The organism is Streptomyces sp. FIT100 (genome assembly GCF_024584805.1).
In the GTDB taxonomy this organism is placed as follows: Bacteria; Actinomycetota; Actinomycetes; order Streptomycetales; family Streptomycetaceae; genus Streptomyces.
Genome location: NZ_CP075715.1, coordinates 7,728,038 through 7,742,997, shown reverse-complemented (window position 1 = coordinate 7,742,997; position 14,960 = coordinate 7,728,038). Strand labels below are relative to the sequence as shown.

At 65.7% G+C, this 14,960-nt stretch carries 11 protein-coding genes and 1 pseudogene; all 12 read right to left on the bottom strand.

The features are described from left to right. Positions 1 to 191 precede the first annotated feature (191 nt). Positions 192 to 779 carry a transposase gene (locus KK483_RS34345; protein ID WP_262009122.1) on the bottom strand — a complete coding sequence of 196 codons (588 nt, stop codon included), beginning with the start codon at positions 777 to 779 and terminating at the stop codon, positions 192 to 194. A gap of 813 nt (positions 780 to 1,592) precedes the next feature. Beyond that, a complete protein-coding gene (locus tag KK483_RS34340; RefSeq protein ID WP_262009121.1) occupies positions 1,593 to 2,045 on the bottom strand; it encodes a collagen-like protein in 453 nt (150 codons plus the stop codon). A 79-nt stretch (positions 2,046 to 2,124) separates the two neighbouring features. After that, a pseudogene (locus KK483_RS34335) lies at positions 2,125 to 2,291 on the bottom strand (transposase); the annotation flags it as partial. A gap of 143 nt (positions 2,292 to 2,434) precedes the next feature. Continuing rightward, complete coding sequence (locus tag KK483_RS34330; RefSeq protein WP_262009120.1) at positions 2,435 to 6,433, bottom strand: hypothetical protein; 3,999 nt, start codon at positions 6,431 to 6,433, stop codon at positions 2,435 to 2,437. Beyond that, a complete protein-coding gene (locus KK483_RS34325; protein WP_262009119.1) occupies positions 6,430 to 6,843 on the bottom strand; it encodes a GPW/gp25 family protein in 414 nt (137 codons plus the stop codon). Before KK483_RS34325 ends, KK483_RS34330 begins: the two co-directional genes overlap by 4 nt. A 62-nt stretch (positions 6,844 to 6,905) precedes the next feature. Next, positions 6,906 to 9,038: a VgrG-related protein gene (locus tag KK483_RS34320; RefSeq protein WP_262009118.1), complete on the bottom strand. Its 2,133-nt coding sequence runs from the start codon at positions 9,036 to 9,038 to the stop codon at positions 6,906 to 6,908. Next, the gene (locus KK483_RS34315; RefSeq protein ID WP_262009117.1) at positions 9,035 to 9,721 is read right to left on the bottom strand and encodes a LysM peptidoglycan-binding domain-containing protein; all 687 of its coding nucleotides are present in this window, start codon (positions 9,719 to 9,721) and stop codon (positions 9,035 to 9,037) included. Before KK483_RS34315 ends, KK483_RS34320 begins: the two co-directional genes overlap by 4 nt. A 144-nt stretch (positions 9,722 to 9,865) precedes the next feature. Continuing rightward, positions 9,866 to 10,303, bottom strand: a complete 438-nt coding sequence (locus KK483_RS34310; protein ID WP_262009116.1) for a phage tail protein — start codon at positions 10,301 to 10,303, stop codon at positions 9,866 to 9,868. 1,427 nt (positions 10,304 to 11,730) lie between these two features. Continuing rightward, entirely contained in the window at positions 11,731 to 11,889 is a 159-nt protein-coding gene (locus KK483_RS34305; RefSeq protein ID WP_242331741.1) for a DUF6760 family protein, read from the bottom strand. Further along, on the bottom strand, positions 11,886 to 12,284 hold the full coding sequence (locus tag KK483_RS34300) for a hypothetical protein (RefSeq protein ID WP_313879502.1): 399 nt from the start codon (positions 12,282 to 12,284) through the stop codon (positions 11,886 to 11,888). Before KK483_RS34300 ends, KK483_RS34305 begins: the two co-directional genes overlap by 4 nt. Positions 12,285 to 12,565: 281 nt before the next feature. Then, positions 12,566 to 13,015 carry a phage tail protein gene (locus KK483_RS34295; RefSeq protein ID WP_262009115.1) on the bottom strand — a complete coding sequence of 150 codons (450 nt, stop codon included), beginning with the start codon at positions 13,013 to 13,015 and terminating at the stop codon, positions 12,566 to 12,568. A 17-nt stretch (positions 13,016 to 13,032) separates the two neighbouring features. Further along, positions 13,033 to 14,781, bottom strand: coding sequence for a phage tail sheath C-terminal domain-containing protein (locus KK483_RS34290; protein ID WP_262009114.1), 1,749 nt, complete (start codon positions 14,779 to 14,781; stop codon positions 13,033 to 13,035). Positions 14,782 to 14,960 lie beyond the last annotated feature (179 nt).

The following is a 14,960-nucleotide window of genomic DNA, read 5'->3' as shown; positions in this document are numbered from 1 at the left end:
ACAGACCCCATGAGCGGGTGGTGGCCGTGGGTCTTCTTCCAGGTCGGAGCCGCGTCCTGCTTGTCCGAGTGGGCGTCGACCAGGACCCCGTCCAGGTCCAACGATTTCCTGCCCGCTGGCATCCGGAGCCTGGTCGTCACCAACTGTCAGACGTGCTGGTGGACTTCGGAACGTGCGAGTGCGGATCGCGGTCAGCTCCATCTCGCCAGAAGCGGCGAGGCGTCGATCAGGTGGGAGACCGTCGGATCGGAGGTGTCCGGCCCCGAACACGGCCGACAGCGGTACTCGCCTCGGCGGGCCAGCACGTAGCCGATCCGGCGGGGCTCCAACAAAGCACGCAGAGTGGGGCCTTGGCCGTTTGCCTCATCCGCCGTTTCCCAGGAATCGCTGATCCTCGCGTCCAGGGTTGCCTCGATCTTCTGCCCGGCCAGAGCGGGTTTGGTCGCGAACTCCGCCTGGTGAGGCACCCCTGCGCGACTGCGGCGATCGACGTCCTGGCACCACGCACGCCCGGGCAGGCAAAGCCGACGGTCGATCAGTGCCCGCCTTGCGGGAGGTGTAGCGAGGAACACGCCGACCTGGTTGTTCTCAGACCGGCCCGTAGCGTCCATGTGGTGTTGCTGCACGACCGCCGAAGCGGTGCCCTTCTCCAGAAGTCCTGTCTCGCCTGCGATCAGCACGCCGTTGTCGGCGCCGAGGCGATCGAGGACGTAGGCGCGGATGTCGTCGCGGACGGGCGCGTCGGCGTCCCAGCGTGCACCTTGCAGCAGCCACTGCACCGGTCCGGGGCGGGTGTGACCGGCCTGTTCGGCCAGCCGTCAACAGTTCCTCCGCTCGACGCCGGCCAGCAGGACGAGTACGAAGGCGCGGGCTGTGGCACGCGGCTCCACCCGCACCGGAATCGGCCCGCGATCAGGGGCCATGGCCTGGTCGAACGTCGAACGTCGCCCGCCAGCGGCGGCGTCGTTCCTGTGCCCGCGGCCACCGCGCGATCGTCAGGAGTCCACACGGCCCTTGATGGTCACGCGGTGGCCGTTCCAGCCCTCACGCGGGCATCGTGTACTGCAGGATGCGCTCGATATCCCCAGACATGGTGGTATCCGTCGTGGGCGTTGTTCCCGCAACACCCACGCCGCGCGGAACTCCACGGGTGGCACGCTGGAGCATGATCACCTCTCACTGCACCGAAGTCACCCAGGCATCGACCGCACGCTCCAGCTGATGCGGTTTGCCAAACAACTCCGAAAGTTCGATCCTCAATCGTCCCCAGGCGGACCTTTGTCTCCGGTCTGGCCTTTGTCTCCGGGCTCGCCCTTATCTCCGCGCTCGCCCTTATCTCCGCGCTCGCCCTTATCTCCGCGCTTGCCTTTATCTCCGGTCTCGCCTTTGAGGCCAGGGCCTAGATAAATCGTAACGGTGTTCTCGGACATGCTGCTCCCAATATGAATCCGAAACGATGAGGTTCTGGACTGTACCGTGACGCCGCTTTTATTCTCTTGCGGAATGGTGGAGTGACGGCAGCCCAACCTCTTCCCCAAACGGTCCAAAGCGTCGCTGGTATTTCTGCGTGCACACTCGAATTTCTGGCGCGCCTAGGACATTTTAAGCGTGTGCTGCCGAAGCCTGCCGAAGTTCTGCGTTTTATTATCCCTGACGTCATCACCTCCTTCGACAACCTTAAGTGTCCCATCACTTTCTATCTCGCATTTTAGAGTGACCGTGCCCCCACGCCATCGCTCGTAGGCTATAGAGAAACTATCGGATGTTATCACGAATACGGGAAACCTGGCGGAGATCCCCTTCAGCCCCGTGGATCGCCCGAAGCGGAGGGTCTCCCCCGTAAAACAAAGAATATCGCCCGACAGGGTCATTCCCTTGGGTCCGGGTTTCCCTTTGGATCCGACGTTCCCTTTAGAGCCTCTCTTCCCCTTGGCGCCGATTTTCCCCTTGGCGCCGACGTCCCCTTGGAGCCCGGTGTCCCCCTTGGGACCTTGCGTCTTCTGTCGTATTGTCACGTCTAATTCTTCACTCATGAAATCTCTCACATATTCGGCTGCACTTCACTTTGGATGGGATGTCGATTACTGGGAAGACTATTCAGGAGTGATCCATCGCGATGGCGCCCAGGAGCTGGCAAATCCTGTGGTGCAGCTGGCCCCAGATCCCCGCACGAGACCAGACGGCAAACCGGCGATGCATTGTTCGACTTCGACACTTTAAAGCAAGGAGACAAGGCCCCTCCAGGCGTAACCGCTGACCAGCGCGTAGGTGATCGCAGCAAAGACCAACTCAGTTATGGATGCTTACGGGGCGACGCGGGAGAGGCCGTACCGGTGTGTGTCGGTATGACTTATTCCTTGAGCTGCGGGTGGACTGGGGTTGCTTACATGTGCGGGATCAGTAGATTTGGGGTGTTGATTCCGATTCACGTCTCCTACTGCTGCCTCCTCAGTACCCACACCGTTTCCTCTCCATCTGTGGTGGTTTTTTCCGCTATCCACGGGGTGTTGCCCGTCTTGATCTCGGCGTCCTTGGGGCATCTCACGGTGAAGGTCGTGTCACTGGACGTGCTGGTCCAATCGAAGGCGAGGCTGTCCTCCTTTCCTGGCGCCAGGGTGTATGTGTAAGTGACGTTTCCCGTCATGGCCTTGCCCGGATCGTCAACCGTGCAGGTGGGCGTCGCGGTTTTGTCCTTGGCGATGTAGTTCTCCGGCTCGGTGGTCCAGTTGCCCTCCTGCAGTGAGCAAGAGGACCGTTGCAAAGTGGCGGGCAGTATGTTGCGCAGGGAGAGTGTGGCGGCTCGGTGGGCGGAGTTCTTCAGGCTGATGTGCACGGCCGCGTGGAGGCCTCCACCGTCCTGTGAGGCACTCTTGCGCAGCCCGCTGGTGGTGATCTTGTCGTTGCCTACGTAGGCGGAAACAGCCGCGTCGTCGCTGCTCACCTTGTAGATCACCACGCCGTGGTCCGTAGCGGTCCAGGAGAGCGTGAGGGGTTGCCGCCCTCCCTCGGGTGTGCAGGGGATGGAACCGGTCAGATCGCCGGTGGTGCTTGGGGTGGTCACGACGACGGAGGTGGTCTTGCCGCTGCCGACCTGGGGGATGGGGGAGGGAGTGACACTGGTGTTGGCGCTGAGACCCGCCGGGTTCCCGAACGTCCACGTGTCGTGGCTGACGTCGCGCAACGTGATGGTGAGGGACCGCTGGAGCGTGCTGTCGAGCGCGGCCGTGAGCTGGGCGTGGGCGTTGTTTCCCGATGGAGGGAGCTCGCTCCCGTCCACTGCCCGGAATCCCTGGACGATGACCGGCTGGGCACCGGACGCGTTTTGGGAAGAGAGCGCGAGGCTGGTTTTCGCTGTCGTATGGACGGTGTAGGTGTTCGCCCCGGCGGGTGGGTTGGTCAAGTCCAGGGTGACGCTTTCGTCGGTCCCGGCCAGCTGGTAGACGATATGCGCGGACAGAGGCAAGGCACGGTCGGCCGCGGCGCACACGACCGTGCGGGCGGTCTCAGGGCTGAGGTTTTCCGGCGGCGGTGTGTCCCAGCGTCCGTTCTGCGTCTCGCAGTGGGTCCGGCGCCAGATGCGGCCTGACGGAGTGGTGAGGTTCAGGCTGACGCTGCGGTCGGCGGTGGCCGGTGACTGACCGTCTGCCTGACCGCTTGATGGGGTCAGGGCGTGGGAGTCCTGGTGATCGACCCCGTTGATGGTGAGATCCAGTAGGTCGAGTACGGGCAGGAAGGCGGAGCCGTCGCCTCCGGCGTCCAGGTCCTCGACGACGGGATCGCCGGTCACCCGGGTGCCCGGGAAGCGGGCCAGGGCCGTGATGACGTCCCCGGAGACCGGAAGCCGGTCGAGCGGCCAGCCGGTTTGGGAGCGGCCGCCGGTGATCGGGTGGAACGCGGCTACCAGGGCGGCACGGACCTGTTCGCGCAGCAGGGTGTGAGGCGGCGGGGTGTCGGTGGTGAGTGTGGCTGTGATGCGCAGGCGGTGGTAGGAGGGGTTGGTCACCTGGAGGCGGGTGCCCAGCAGGCGGAGGGTCTCCAGCCGCTCTCGCGCGGCGGCCACCAGTCCGGGGCTGGGGGTGAGGCTGTGTGCTGTGGGGGGTGTACCGGCGGGGAGTTCCGGTATGAGGAGGACGGACAGGTCGCCGAACCCCTGCGCCGAGGTGCGGCAGATGACACGTGCCAGGCCGGGAACGGCGTCGCGCAGAGCGCGTTCGTAGTCCTCGCTCGTGACGGCCCGCTGAGGATGGGCGAGCCCGGCAGGGGTGTCGCGCAGGAGTTCCGGGAACGTCGCGGGATCGCTTCCGCCCACGGCGGGGGCGGGGTTGGTGACCATGATGCGGGGCGTGATCCGGTCGATGCCCGGCCACAGTTCCGCCGACGGGCGCGCGGGGGAGGCGCATGCCAACACACCCTCGCCCGTCTTCTGTATCTCGACGTACTGCGCCCCGCGGAACAGGTGGTACGTCCCGGTCTTGCCGTGCACGGCGGTGGCGGCGCTGAGACCGCTGGTGAAGGAGGGCGGCAGGTACCGGAAGAGGGAACTGATCGGCTGGGGCGTGCCGGGCGAAGTCAGTTTTCCGTTCTGGATGGTCATGGCGAGTGCGAGTGGGCCTTTGAACAGGTAGACCGTCGTGGCGTCGATGCGCAGCGCGGCGTCGATGCCGTGGGCGAACGACTGAAGAGCGGCGCTCACGGTCGTGCCCAGGAGGCCGCTGATGGGAAGGGGCGTCAGGTCGGAGGAAGGCTGTGTCTTGTCCGGGGTGGGCAGGGTGAGGTAGGAACTCCCGGAGAAAAGGATGAGGGAGTCCTCACCCAGCTCGACCCCGGCGTTGATCCTCGGGAATTGCCGGAGTGCCGGCCAGAGGCCGGTGTAGGGCTGGACCGTGGGTATTCCCGCAGAGTTTTCCGTGGAGTTTCTCGCGGAGTTTTCTGTGGAGTTCCTCGCGGAGTTTTCTGTGGAGTTTTCTGTGGAGTTAAGGTGGGAGCGGCCGGCCACCAGCGGGCCGACGAAGACGTAGTCGGCAGCTGCCGTGGTGACCACGGCGTCCGGCACGGGCTGGGGCCCCGTCTGTTGTCCGGCGAACTGCGTGAGGCTGTGGGCGGGGACGTTGCCCAGGGCGCCGCGGGTGGTGTCGGCCCGGGCCCTGATTTCTGCGCCCACCGCGGGCGTACGTCCGCACAGACGCGGGCCGTCGGGCGTGGCGATGGCGGGGCCGAAGACGATTTCGCCCGCTGCGGCGTCGAGGACGTAGTGCGAATCGTCCGGCCCGGACGTGGCGAACGACGTAGTCCGAGTCCAGGTCTGGAGCATGCCGGCCTTGGGCTGTGTCGTCACCTCGATGCCGCCGCCGGCGACCGGGAAGGCAGCCAGCCGCAGGCGCTGGGCCGGCTGGCCGGTGGATTCTGCGACGGTGAGGTGCTGCTGGTTGAACGGTACGACTTGCAGGGCGGGCGCGGGCGCGGAGACCGCCTCGGCGGGGTGGAGGGCGGCGATTGACCAGGTCGCCTTCCCCGCAGCACTGGTATCGGCTGTCAGCCGCAGGGCGAGATACTCCTCCGCCGGACGGAACATGGGGAAGGATTCGACGGAGCCAAGCGTGATGCTGGGGTGGTAGCGCAGCCGACTGTCGGGCACCTTCAGCGTCACCTGGGTCGGTCCGGCGAACGGCTCGGGAGAGCTCGTGCCCAGACTCTCCGGCATCTTCCACCCGTCCTTGGTGGATATCTGCCACTGAAGAGGGCCCGGCCGGCCGCTGCGCGCACGCAACGACAGGTGGAGGGTGAGCAGCTTGTCCGGCCCGGGATCGGCCACCAGGACGATCGCACTCGCGTCCGGTCCCGGCTCTCCGGTGTCGTAGGTGCCATCCGGTGCCAAGGTCCCCGAGTAGAGGATGGCGCTCTCGCCGCCGCCCGTGACGGGAGGCATGTTCGCCTCGTCGGCCGCCTTGCCGTAGAGGAAGACCTGGACCGGCGGGAGATTCACCTCCTCCTGGAGCGTGAAGATGATCTCCTCTCCCCTGGCGGAGTCTCCCCCGGCGGAACCGGTGCTGATCTGCGTACCCGCGGGGACGACCAGCGGCACTGGCGCGGCCGGACCGGGCTCATGCGTGAACGTCAGCAGCGCACGGGCCGGGACCGCCGGGCGCCGGGGTGGCGCCAGCAGCCGCAGGAACGCCTCGCGCACGGGCCCGGTGACACGTCCCAGGCGGTAGGAGAGTTCGTCGATGCGCGCGGCGCAGGCTTCGACGAGGGTGATGCCGGGGTCGGAGACGTTGTGGTCGGTCCACTCGGGGTACAGGTGCGGAATCAGACGCTTGGCGTTGTCCACGACGTCCTGGAACCGCAGGGTGTCCAGGGCCGCGGGCCCCTCCTCCGCAAGGCGGGCCAGAGCTTCGTCCGAGGGCTGCGGGACAGGGGGCGGGGGGGTACTCATGGCGTTTCCGGGGCGTGGGAAGGGATCGTGTAGAAGGGGAAAACGAGGTTGCGTGGGTCGTTGGTACCGCGGGGGTGGAAGTGGATGTCGATGTACATCAGCGAGGCATCCTCCTGATCGCCGGTGATGGCGATGTCGTCGATCTCCGCGCGCGGTTCCCAGCGCTCCAGCGCTTGGCGGACTTCCTGTTCCATCAGCCCCGCTGTGGTGGCGTTGACCGTCGCGAAGACCAGGTGGTGGATGCCGCAGCCGAACTCCGGACGCATGGGGCGCTCACCGGGTGCCGTGGCAAGGATCAGATGGATCGCCTGCTCGATGTCGTCCACGCCTGTGGCGAGCTGGGCGTTGTGCTGGGGGCTCCAGCGTGCGGGATAGGACCAGCCCGCGCCGATGATGTCGGAAACAGACATCGCGTTACCTCCTCACTGAGTCGCTTCTTCGGGTCTGTTGACGCACGCGCGGCCTGTGTCGGTCAGTCGATGTTGACTGCCGAGCCCTTGACCGTGACACCACTGCTGTTGACCTCGACCTTGTTAGACCCTTGTGCGGCGGTGGCCGATGTGCTGTTGACGGTGACTTGGCTCTTTCCTGCGGTGGCGCTGAACTCGCCATCGACGGTGAACTTCACGTCCTTGCTCTTCCAGTTCACGTTGTCCGTCGTCTCGATGTTCGCCGTCTTGGTCTTGATGGACACCTTGTTGTCGTCGGTTCCGGTGGTGATGTCGAGCGTGGCTGTCTTGGCGCTGCCCAGTTTCATCGTCCTGCCGTTCGCGGTGAAGGTTCCTTCCTCATCCGCCTCAAGATCGATGGTGTGGCTGTTCACCGCGAACGTGCTGGTCCTCGCCTCGGTGTTGGCACTGGGCTGGATCTTCACGTCAGCCGCCTTCAGATTGAGAGTGCCTTCCGGGCCGGCGTCCAAAGTGACTTCCTTCTTTCCGTGGTCGAGACAGAAAGTGATCTTGTTCGCGTCCGTGCCGGCGGTAACGGTGATGGCCTTCTTGCTCCGGTCCAGGCAGACAGCCAGGCTCTCCGCATCCGTGCCAGCGGTAACGGTGATGGCCTTCTTGCTCCGGTCCATGAGCACCGTGTACAGGTCGCTGCCCTTGCCCGTGGACAGCTGAATGCCCTGGGAGCCTTCGGCCGGGGTCAGGATCTCGATGCGGTCGGTGTCGCGGGAGGCGAAGGAACGGCGGTTCGCCTTGCCCGTGGAGGGATCGATGAGCTTGATTCCCGCGTGATCGCCGGGCTTGTCCTTGCCGTTGTACAAACCGCCCAGGACGTAGGGCCGGTCCAGTCGTCCGTGCTCGAAACCGACCAGTACCTCGTCCTCAAGCTCGACCGGGAAGACCCCGCCACCGCCGACCCCTCCGCTCTGCACGGTGCGGACCCAGTCGGTGACGTAGTCGGGGCCGAGCCACGGCAGCCGTAAGCGCACCCAGCCGTGCTGCCCCTCGTGCGGCTCCTTGGTGTCCGCGACCACCCCCACCGCCACGCCACGGGTACTCAAGGGAGGTGCCGGAGGCACCGGCGCGAGCGAGTGTGTGGTGACACGGATCCGGGTCCGGTACCCGTCACGGTCGTTGAACATATGGCGGCTGGAGGCGATCGTGTACTTTCCCTCGAAGGGCGAGCCGACACCGGCCAGGGCGACAGCGGCGCCCGCCCGTAACTGCGGGGCTCCCACGGCCACTGCCTCGACATCGGCGAAGGCCGCGGAGGTGTCGGCGGCCAGTGCACGGGCCGCGTTCTGCACGTCATGAGCGGTGGTGTAGGGGCGGCCGGTGACCAGAAGGGTGCTGTCCGAGCCGAAGGCTTTGGACGCGCTGCCCGGGGTGGTACCCGCCTGTAACCGGTCACTGGCGGTGGCCGGTTCACGGTGTGCCAATGGCTGTTTGGACACCGGGTCCCAGCCACGCACCTCGACTTTGGCGACCTGCCCGGTCGAGGACAGCCCGGCGCGCAGGGAGATGAGGTTCATACCCTCTTGAAGCACGAAAGGACTGGCGGCTGCCCCGCTCCGGGGGCTGGGAGCAGTCTGCGCGGCAGTGGGCTTGCGCAGACACAGCTTGGTGCCCTCGACACTGACAGTCAGACCGCGTTCGGCGGCAAGGTGCTGCACCATCTCCCAGTCACTGAGATTGAGCTGCGCCAGGAAAGGGATACGGGCGCTGTCGGCCTGGATGGGACCGCAAGTCATCCGGGAGCGGCGGGCGATCTTGCTGACGACATCGGCGACCGTGGTATCGGCATAGGAGGTGACACGCCGGCCGCGCAGAAGACGGTGACCGGGATCCATAGCGCGCACAATGGTGTAAGTCCCCCCCTCGTGAGTGAACTCGGTTTCGAGCGCGATGACTTCGCCGGCGAAGATCCCGGTACGGGTGCGGTCCCGTGAGGTCACGACGGAGACTCTCACCGCAGTGCCGATCGAGGCTTTCAACGAGCCCAGCAGCCGGTGTTCCGGATCGTGGAAGCGGAGATAGGCTTCGTCTGGGAGTCCCGTACTGGTGTCGACGAACGCCTCGGTGAGGCGTTCGGCCCATTCCCCGGGGATGGGCGAGCCGATGTCGATGAGAGGTCTGGCGGCGTAGGCGCGCTCGCTCATACCATCCCTCCAGCGATATCGTCCACCAGCTCAGGCAGGATCAACCGACGGCCCGGGCGCAGCTGGGCCGGGTCGTCGATATTGTTCCGCTCGGCGATTTCCCGCCATTTGCCCGGATCTCCGTAGGTGCGGTGCGCGACCGAGGCCAGAGAGTCCCCCTCTCTCATCAGATGCATGCCGGCGCTTCCTTGACCACCGGAGGTCGGGTTCTGCCGGCGCACGACACCGCCCATCTCCTCCAGCGACACGTCGCACTGCGCGCGGAGCGGCAGCCCGTCCGCCGCGAACAGGGTGTAGTTGGCGCTCACCGACGTCACCATGGCGGTGAACGTCCGCAGACGCCCCCATACCAGGCGCACCCAAGGCGGCGAGGGCCGATTCGCACTCAGACTCTTGGGAGTGGGCTCACAGCACGCCATCAAAGTCTCCACCGCATCCTGTACTTTGCCGCGGCCGTCGCCGGCGTCGAGGAAGACATCCACACTCGTCGTGCGCGGTTCGCTCCCGGAGAACTCGGGACTGCTCGCTTCCGGTGCCAGCTTGGAAGGATCACGAACCCATGTGCTGTGTTTGCTGATACTCAGATGGTCGGGGTTGAAATGGAGGACGAGGCGGCCGCGTTCCGGCCCGGGAAGCTTGCTGTCGCCTGTCGGAGGCTCGTGCATCACCAGAGCGGCGCGCACCAGAGCACCGCCGAGAGGGGGAAGTGACAACACCACAGAGTCCTTTCAAACCAATGGGGGCGACGCTGGCTCGCCCTTGCGTTGCCTGCGGCGAAGCGCGCTCACGACGTACGGTCATGTCCCGGGGTCCGGTCGGGGCGTGGCTCAGACCGTTACTTCCAGGAAACCGTTGTGTGCGATCTCCAGCGTCTCGCTCGCGGCCTGTGCCTGGTCGGCTGAGAAGGAGGGACCGGTCCACCTCACTGGGACGACGCCGTCGAGAGCCCAGCGCACCAATGGGCGGCGATCGGGTCCCAGGGCGACGAGCTGTCCGGGGAGCCGTATGGGCTTCAAGGAGTAGTTCACCTGGCTCAGCCACAGCCAGATCAACGTGGTCTGCCGGGTCAGTGGCCGCGACAGCGTCAACGGTGTGTAGCGCAGTCTGCCCGGCAGCTGCCACACGTGGTCGTTCAGGCCGCCCTCCCGGTGTTCCTCCACCTCGGTGGAGCACCCCAGGCCGTCACAACTGGTGAATGAACCGAGATTGTGGACGCCGATGGTGAGTTGGAACATCGAACTGACGGCGAAGGGCTGATCTGTCATTGCGGTATTCGCCTCCTGAGGGATAAGCAGGGGGTCCTGCGCATATCGCCTGTACGCGTTCACACCCGTTCGCGAGTGTCACCGAGGCTGGTCACGGCCGGTGGGAAGCCTTTCGCGCTCCGCGCTGCGTGTACCGGCCGCTTTCAAGCGTGGAAGGAGCGCACGCGCCAGGAGATCCGCATGACTGCGGGTGATCTCTCGGGCGAGAGCCGCACTGTTGACAGCGGCTCGGCGATGGCGGTCGGCCGACGCATCGGCGGCGAAAGCGACTGTCTCCCCGGCCGCTGCGGACATTGACGTAGGCACCGCTCGGAGATGTGCCGTGGCGGCGGGTGAGGGGAGGGCGGGGGCGCGGGTGGTGGGGGTCGTGGGGGCGGGCGGGGGCAGCTTTTTCGCTGTGGAGGGCTGGGCAGGCGACGGGTAGTGGAGGGTGAGCGGAAGGGCCTCCGTGCTGTCGGCACGGGCCTGGGCAGACGCGCTCGCCGACGGTACGACTGCCGGCACGGCTGTCGTCGCATACGGGGTGGCGGAACGCAGGGCCGTTGTCGACGCTGTCGGCGTGGGGGGCATTCTCGGTGTAGGGGGCGTGGAGGGCTGGGCGATGGATTCGTAACGGGGGGTGTGGAGGCTGAGCCTGCGGGTCTGAGCGGCGGGCAATGGCGGTTGGAGACCGATGCGGGGTTGGGCGGTGGGTGGTTGGGCGGTACGGGAGGCGGTGGAGGGTTGTTCCGTGTGCGAGGGCCGTTCGCGTGCGGGTGATGGTGGTTGGGGACCGGTGGGGCGCGGCCCGGCGAGGGAGAGCTGGGGCTCATCGCTGAGTGGTCCTCCAGGGCCGGCGGCTGTGGAAGGGCTGCCGAAGGGAGCGGCCGCGTGGGGGGCTACGGGCGCCTTGGGGCCGGGTGTGCGCGCGTTGCCGGGGGGCGAAGCGATCTGTTCCCTGGCTGATCGGGGGAACCCGGCGGTGTCCTTGGCGGCGTCTGCACCTGGGGTGCGCGCATCGGGCTGGCCGGGAGGACGCGGGGATTTCCCGGTACGTGCTGTGGTGTCGGCTGCGGTGCCGGCCGGAGCCGCCCTTGCCGGAGCCCCCGGAGCCGGGGGCGGGGGCGCGGTGGACGAGCCCCGGACCCCGGGCATGTGCCGCGTCGCTGACTGACTGGGCGGGAAGGAGACTCCTTCTGGCAGCGCGGGAATGAAGGGCTGCCACAGGAGGAGCGCCGGAGTCGGCCTGCGGCGTGCTCTCGCCGTGCTGCGCAGTTCCACACGCGAGATGAGGATCCACCCGCGCGGGAGCGGATCGGAGGTGTGCGGCAAGACGGACAGACGCTGCCACGCGGCCAGGTGCCTGGTGAAATACCGGAGCCCGCTCGATGCCGGCGGCCAGACCGCGGCCGACAATAGAGGAGGAGAAGGCCCTTCGCTCATGGGAATCACCTCTCCGTGTTCAGCCGTGTGTTGATCCGGTTGATCTCACGTACCCAGCCAAGACGCTCATGATGGGGCAGACCCAGGATGTCGTCTCTGGGCCAGTGGAAGTGGTAGGCGATGTAGCCCACTTCCTCCCCGAGGCGGTCTTGGGGGTACGTCACGATTCCCCCAGGCCGCTCCCGGGGTCGGGAAGAGTGAACCGCGTACCGCAGGAAGGGCACGCCACCGTTCCGGTGTCCTCGCTCAGGCCGTTGATGGTTCGGTAGAACCCCTGCAGGTAGGCGAGGTCGGTGGCGAAAAGCTGCTCGATGACACCGGCATGGATATGCGGAACGGTCCCCAGACGGGTGGTGACGAGGCCAAGCAGAACGACGCCCAGATAGGCAGGGTTCTCGCGGACGCGCTGGTCGATCAGCGGCGACAGTTCGTCCCGTGCTGTCGCCAGGCGCATACTGCCGTGTTTGTGCACGACACCCTCGCCGTCGACGTACCCATGAGGCAATTCGAAGGCGAACTCGGTCTGCAGCCGGGATGCGGCCGGGATGGTATCCGTCATGGCAGACGAAGGCCTTTCATCGGTTCAGGCGTAGCGCGGAGGTCTACGTTGGTCGGGGTGGGTGCAGGGACAGGACAGGGCCTGGGGTACCCGCGCAGGCGTGCCGCTCCTCTCTGGCGGGCGAGGTGGCCCAGGGCAGCTATCGGCGCGGCGGTTCGAAGAATCAGCGGTTCGAGGAATCAGCCGTATCCGGGCATTGCCTCCGCGAGCTCTGCGCCGCCCGGGGACGAGGCTTGAGGGCTCATACAGCGAGGCCCGGATACGGCATCAGGGACGGTAGGTCAGGGGCGTTCCATGGTGCATTCCTCGTAGGTGATCGTCACTTGTTCGGTGGCGGCGTTAGTGCTGCTGGCGTCGAGGTCCGCGCACTTGAGCTGGGAGGCCCAGGCGTTGCTGAGGTGGTAGCGGAGGACAGGTTTCTTGTCCACGTCGTACTGCACGATCGTGACGTTCTGACGGGCTTTGGCGATGTCCTTCTTCTCCAGGGCCGTGTTGATCCAGTCAGTGAAGGCCTTGCTCTTGTCCATACCGCGCGTCACGGTGATCTCACCTCCTTGGGGGTGGGCAGCGGGCTGCTTACGCAAGATCGGTTCACCGGTGGCCGAGACCTGACGGGTCTCCACCACGTCGATCTGCATACTGGGGGTGCTCACGTTCTGCAGGGTTTCGACCTGGATTCCACCGAAATCAACGCTGAACGTATTGCAGGGGTAGACGTCTCCGGTTGCCATGGGAACTCCTTATCGGGTCAGGCCGCTTGGCCCGCGGTCTGCTGGATGCTGAAGTGGACGAACTCCGCCGGCCGGACCGGTGCGACATAGATGTCGCAGTGCACCTCGCCCTTGTCGATGAGGTCCTGGGGGTTGTTGCTGGCGTCGCACACGACGTGGAACGCCTCCTCAGGAGTGGCACCCTGCAGAGCGCCCTGACGCCACTGGTCCTTCAGGAAGGAGGACACGGAGTGACGCAAGGTGGCCCACAGGTGATCGTCGTTGGGCTCGAAGACAGCCCAACTGGTGGACTGTTTGATGGAATCGGACAGGAAGCACACCAGGCGGCGGACGTTGACGTACTTCCAGTCCCGGTCCGAGGGGTCGGCGAGGGTGCGCGCCCCCCACACCATGAGGGGCCGGCCGGGGAAGCTGCGCAGGCAGTTGACGCCCTTGGCGTTGAGACCGGCCTGCTCGTCGTCACTGAGCGGTGTGGCCAGGCTGATGGCGCCGGACAGTGAGACGTTGGCAGGAGCCTTGAACACACCGCGGGAGGTGTCGGTGGCGGCCCAGACACCGGCGATGTGCCCACTCGGCGGCACGGTGCGCACCTTGCCGTCGATCCCGGGGACCTCGAGCCAGGGGTAGTAGAGCGTGGCAAGGTCCGCGCGGGACCCAACGCCCAGGCCGTCCCGAAATGTGCCCGCCTCCTGCGCGTTCAGGCCGGGGACGGTGTGGATGATGGCGAGTCGGTTACGCATCTTCGCGCAGTGCGACACGACCTGGTCGGCCAGCGGCTTCAGCGCAGTGGCGGCTGTGGCTGTCGTATCGGCGGTGGCGAGGTGCAGGTCGGGGACCGCGACCATGCTCACATCCTGCACCTTCTCCAGTCCCGCCAGCCCTGTGTTGTCCGCCGCCGTGCCCGCGAGATCCGACTTTCCGGGGCTGATCGTTACGGGAACGATGTAGCAGGAGCTTCCCCCGTTGGCGAAGAAGCCCAGGACCGCCTCACCTAGACACCACTTGGTGTCGTATCCCTTGAACGCGCCGATCACGATGTCGATGACATCCGCCAGAGGAACCAGACCGAAACGAGCTAGGACAACTGAATCCACTTTCGCGCTTGTCATTGCGGTGTCGGCTGTCGTGAGACTGTTCTTCTGGAGTTCTGCCTTTGCCGGGGACGCATCCTTTTCCAGCGTGTCGACCACGCTCTTGACATTGCCAGCTGCAGTCTTAACTGCCTCCCCCCCTACGGAGAATTTCGCGGAGGAGGTGTCAAGTTTTCCGTAGAAGGCGACGATGTCTTCTTTGAACTTGGTTATCTTAGCCTCAGTGGTGCCGACATCGCTGGCCTGTTTGACGAGGGCGGAAGCCTCCGTAAGGGAAGTGTCTGGACTGAATCCAAGGCTGTGGGCCAAGCTGCCGGCCTTCTCTGCTACTTCGAGCGCCTTTTTAGCCATGGTGTTGCAGTCTGATAGGCTTTTGGGATCGGACTTTTTTCCGTCACCTACATCCTTGATAAAGGCATCGACTTCGGCTTGCTTCTTCGCCGCCGCCTGGTAGGCCTCGCTGGCCTTCGCAAGCGCCCCCATGGCATCGGCCGGCGTAGGAAAGAACTTGCTGCGAAACTCGGTCCAACTCCGGACGAGCGTGGGCGTCTTGATGGTCTTGATGGTGGCAGTATTCCCTAGAAACGCAGGCGTTGATGTCCCGGCGCCGATGATGGATCGGACACCGCTGGGAACTTCCTTCACATACACGCCAGGAGCCAGAGGGGTGGTCATGTCTACTCCTTTTGAGAACTGCGGAATGATGCGGAACTGGAGTCATGCCGAGCCGGAAGAGGACCGGCCGACGCGTCCCGGACGTCAGGAGTCCGGGCTCGTCGATCTGTGAGACAGCGGTCTGGTGAGGCATGGTCTACTGCCGCAGCGGGCTGCTTCAAGCAGGCAGGCCCTGGCTG